This window comes from Xanthomonas sp. SHU 308, from assembly GCF_000364645.1.
Taxonomy (GTDB): Bacteria; Pseudomonadota; Gammaproteobacteria; order Xanthomonadales; family Xanthomonadaceae; genus Xanthomonas_A; species Xanthomonas_A sontii.
Genome location: NZ_AQOK01000027.1, coordinates 1 through 4229, shown reverse-complemented (window position 1 = coordinate 4229; position 4229 = coordinate 1). Strand labels below are relative to the sequence as shown.

The window sequence follows — 4229 nt, the reverse complement described above, 5'->3', positions numbered from 1 at the left end:
CGAAGTGCCGGCCAGCAAGCCGCCGGTGGCGCCGTCGCACCGCGCGCCGGCCGAGCCGCCGGCACCGAAGCCGGCGCTGGCCAGCGGCAAGCCCGCCGACATCGAATGCAAGATGGTGGTGCTCGGCGCCGGCCCCGGCGGCTACACCGCCGCGTTCCGCGCCGCCGACCTGGGTCTGGACACGGTGCTGATCGAGCGCTACGCCAGCCTCGGCGGCGTCTGCCTCAATGTCGGCTGCATCCCGTCCAAGGCGCTGCTGCATGCGGCCGCGGTGATCGACGAGGTCGCCCATGCCGGCGACTTCGGCGTGGACTTCGGCAAGCCCAAGATCACCCTGGACAAGCTGCGCGAGTACAAGGAAAAGGTGGTCGGCAAGCTCACCGGCGGCCTGGCCAGCATGGCCAAGCAGCGCAAGGTGCGCACCGTCACCGGCGTGGCGTCGTTCGTGTCGCCTAACGAGCTGGAGATCGTCGACGCCGACGGCAAGACCCAGTTGCTGCGCTTCGAGCACTGCATCGTCGCCGCCGGCTCGCAGGCGGTGAAGCTGCCGAACTTCCCGTGGGACGACAAGCGGGTGATGGACTCCACCGACGCGCTGGAACTGCAGGAGATCCCCAAGACCCTGCTGGTGGTCGGCGGCGGCATCATCGGCCTGGAAATGGCCACCGTGTACAGCGCGCTGGGCAGCAAGGTCACCGTGGTCGAGTTCATGGACCAGCTGATGCCGGGCGCCGACAAGGACCTGGTCAAGCCGCTGGCCGACCGCTTGAAGAAGCAGGGCGTGGAGGTCCATCTCAAGACCAAGGCGGCCGAGGTCAAGGCCGACAAGAAGGGCATCACCGTGACCTTCGAAGCCGCCACCGCGGGCGAGACCCCGGCGCTGGCCGCCACCACCTACGACCGCGTGCTGGTCGCGGTGGGTCGCGCGCCCAACGGCAAGAAGATCGGCGCCGACAAGGCCGGCATCAACGTCACCGAGCGCGGTTTCATCCCGGTCGACCGGCAGATGCGCACCAACGTGCCGCATATCTTCGCCATCGGCGACATCGTCGGTAACCCGATGCTGGCGCACAAGGCCACCCACGAGGGCAAGCTGGCCGCGGAAGTGGCCGCCGGCGAGAAGAAGGAGTGGGTGGCGCGGGTGATCCCGTCGGTGGCCTACACCAACCCGGAAATCGCCTGGGTCGGCGTCACCGAGACCGAGGCCAAGGCCAAGGGCCTGAAGGTCGGCGTGGCCAAGTTCCCGTGGGCGGCCAGCGGCCGCGCGATCGGCATCGGCCGCACCGAGGGCTTCACCAAGCTGATCTTCGACGAGGAGACGCACCGCATCATCGGCGGCGCGATCGTCGGCGTGCACGCCGGCGACCTGCTGGCCGAGATCGGCCTGGCGATCGAGATGGGCGCGGAGGCCGAGGACATCGGCCACACCATCCACGCGCATCCGACCCTGAGCGAATCGGTCGGCATGAGCGCCGAGGTCTACGACGGCACCATCACCGACCTGTACATCCCGAAGAAGAAGTGACGCCGCCCGGCGCGACCGTGCCGCTGCGTGCGGTGCGGTCGCGGCCGTGGTGAATCCACGCATGGAGGTCGCCGTGGGGCAGGGCACCCTATGTCCCGAACTGCAGGCGCTGCTGCAGCGCGAACTGGCCAGCGGCAACCGCATCGCCGAGCCGCCGCGCCGGACCGACTGGCCGCATCCGGGCTCGGTCTTCGTGTCGCTGAAGCGCGACCTGCGCAGCGACGTGGCGGCGCTGCCGGCGACGGTGCAGCATGCGATCTGCACCGATCCGCACTACGGCTGGCACGACGAGTGCTACTGCACGACGCACCAGCATCTGCTGGTGGCGGGAGCGACCAAGCCGCCCTGAGCGTGTGTCGGTTGCCGCAGTCGCTGCCACCGCGTCTGCGATCTGCCGCGCACCCCGTTGAACGACAAAACCCCGCATCGCTGCGGGGTTCTGCATGGAACTGCTCGCGGGTCCCGGGTTCCGGGTCCCGAAAGATCAGAACGCGAAGGTCACGCCCGCGACTGGACCCTTGAACTCCTGCTTCAGGCCGATCGCGGCGTTGCCGCCCTTGCGGTCCACGTCGAGCTTGAACCAGTCGTAGCCGGCAAAGATGCCGAAGTTGCGGGTGAAGCGATACTCGGCGATGGCGTTGGCGCGGCTCAGGTCGCCGTCGTATTTCTTGAAATCGCCCCACTTGGTGTTGACGTACTGCCCCTGCACATTGAACAGCCAGTGTTCGTTCGGGTGCGCGGTGAAGCGCAGGCCGACCACCGGCGCGGCGCCGTCGTCGCTTTCGTCGACGAAGGTGCCGGTGTACAGCGGGCCCAGGTCGGCATAGGCCTTGCCGTTGACCTTGGCCCATTCGGCACCGAGCTGCAGGCCCATGCTGAACTGCGGCGTATCGATCACCGAGTAGTCGTACACCAGGCTGGCGACCTGATACTTCAGTTGGCCCTTGACGAAGCTGCCCGACGGCACGGTGACGCCGCCATAGCTGACGTCCTGGCCCAGCTCCTCGCGGCGGTCCTTGTCGTACTTGAAGTAGTCGAAGATCAGGCGCTGGCGGGTGCTGATGCGGAACACGCCGTCCACGCGCGGCTCCCACTCCTTGCCGCCCAGCTTGAAGTCCTGCGACCCGGAGATGGCATTGCCGTTGATGACGGTGTTGCCGCGCAGGGTGTTGTTGTTGTCGACGTTCATCGCGCCCAGGCGCAGGGTGAAGCGGTCGTCGCCGTCTTCGGCGTGGGCGGGCAGGGCGTAAGCGGCGGCGAGCGCGCACGGCAGCGCCAGGGCAAGCAAGTGTTTCATGGGGGACAAGCTCCGTCGTCTTGGGATTTTTTTGATGAGGCGTCGATGGCTGGGCCATCGCGTGCCGTCACTATCCTTAAATTTGCGTCCACCATTCGTGAAAGTATGGTGGCCCGGGCCGCCACGCCCGTCCCAGAACGCGCAACGAAAAGAGCCCCGGGAAGACCGGGGCTCGGTGGGTCTGCGCTGTGGGCCGACGAGGATGGGCGCAGTCCCTGTCCGATCAGACAGCGCAGTGGACAGAAAGTTCCTCCGCAAAGGTGTGCTGCAACGCCGCATTCGGCGCCGGCGGCGGGCGGTGGCCGTGTTATCGTCTACGGGCGGATGGGCATTCGGACGCGGTCAGGACCCCTGGCGGTTGTCTCGCAAATTGTCCCATTGCTATAATTCCGCGGCTCGACGGACGCGAAGACGTCCTCAATCCACCACCAATTGCAGGATTTTCTGTGCTGAACTCCGTTGATGCGGGTCGGCGGCTGATGCTGCGCGCAGCGATTTACCCGCTGGTGGCGGTGGCCGTGGTGTCCCTGCTGTTCCTGCTGCTGGGACCGAAATACGCGATGGGCGCCGCCGCAACCGGGCTGGCGACCGTGGCAGGGGGATGGCTGGCCGCACGCACCGCGCTCAATGGCGGCGTGCAGGCGGCGGGTTCGGCGCTGGCGCGGTTGATCGTGGCCATGGTGCTGAAGTGGGTGTTGGTGTTCGCGGTGCTGGCGCTGGGCTTTGCCTGGTGGCGGTTGCCTCCTCTGGCCCTGTTGGCGGGTATCGCCGTCGGGCTGATGTTCCAGGTTCTGGCTCTGGCCAGGCGTTGATCGAATCAAGAAAAGGCTCAGGACTCATGGCGGGCGAGGCACTAACCCCTACCTCCTACATCCAGCACCACCTCAAGAACCTCACTTTCCAGGTGCAGGAAGGCGGGTTCTGGCAGTTGCACGTCGACACCCTGGTGATGTCGCTGCTGATGGGCCTGCTGATGGTGTTCGGCTTCTGGCTGGCCACGCGCAAGGCCACCGCCGGCGTGCCCGGCAAGTGGCAGGCGTTCGTGGAGATCCTGCTGGAGTTCGTCGACCGCCAGGCCAAGGACACCTACCACGGCACCAGCAAGCTGGTGACCCCGATCGCGATCACCCTGTTCTTCTGGATCCTGATGATGAACCTCATCAAGATGATCCCGGCGGACTTCATCGCCAAGCCGCTGGAACTGCTTGGTGTGCATGCGTGGAAGCCGGTGCCCACCGCCGACGTCAATGCCACCCTCGGCATGTCGATCAGCGTGTTCTTCCTGATGCTGTTCTTCTCGCTGCGCTCCAAGGGCGTGGGCGGGATGACCAAGGAATTCCTCACCGCGCCGTTCGGCAAGTGGATGCTGCCGTTCAACCTGATCCTCAATATCGTCGAATGGCTGAG

Annotated in this window: 5 protein-coding genes; 4 read left to right on the top strand and 1 reads right to left on the bottom strand. The window is 66.4% G+C overall.

Annotation, left to right across the window (positions count from 1 at the left end; translation table 11 throughout):
• On the top strand, window positions 1–1525 hold a 1525-nt coding region (gene lpdA, locus D588_RS0101495), incomplete at its 5' end, for a dihydrolipoyl dehydrogenase (RefSeq protein WP_017914723.1).
• A gap of 61 nt (window positions 1526–1586) precedes the next feature.
• On the top strand, window positions 1587–1874 hold the full coding sequence (locus D588_RS0101490) for a hypothetical protein (RefSeq protein ID WP_017911697.1): 288 nt from the start codon (window positions 1587–1589) through the stop codon (window positions 1872–1874).
• A 135-nt stretch (window positions 1875–2009) separates the two neighbouring features.
• Here D588_RS0101490 and D588_RS0101485 read toward each other — a convergent pair whose 3' ends face one another.
• Window positions 2010–2822, bottom strand: a complete 813-nt coding sequence (locus D588_RS0101485) for a hypothetical protein (protein ID WP_017911696.1) — start codon at window positions 2820–2822, stop codon at window positions 2010–2012.
• A gap of 446 nt (window positions 2823–3268) precedes the next feature.
• Here D588_RS0101485 and D588_RS0101480 point away from each other — a divergent pair, with 446 nt between their 5' ends.
• Both D588_RS0101480 and D588_RS0101475 read left to right on the top strand, forming a co-directional pair.
• On the top strand, window positions 3269–3634 hold the full coding sequence (locus D588_RS0101480) for an ATP synthase subunit I (RefSeq protein ID WP_026143249.1): 366 nt from the start codon (window positions 3269–3271) through the stop codon (window positions 3632–3634).
• Window positions 3635–3660: 26 nt separating this feature from the next.
• Window positions 3661–4229: FoF1 ATP synthase subunit a (locus D588_RS0101475; protein ID WP_043083010.1), on the top strand; the 569-nt coding region annotated here is incomplete at its 3' end.

Bases quoted from the DNA above. Each gene is read 5' to 3' on its own strand.
- D588_RS0101490 (WP_017911697.1), top strand. From the start codon at position 1,587: ATGGAGGTCGCCGTGGGGCAGGGCACCCTATGTCCCGAACTGCAGGCG.
- D588_RS0101485 (WP_017911696.1), bottom strand. From the start codon at position 2,822: ATGAAACACTTGCTTGCCCTGGCGCTGCCGTGCGCGCTCGCCGCCGCT.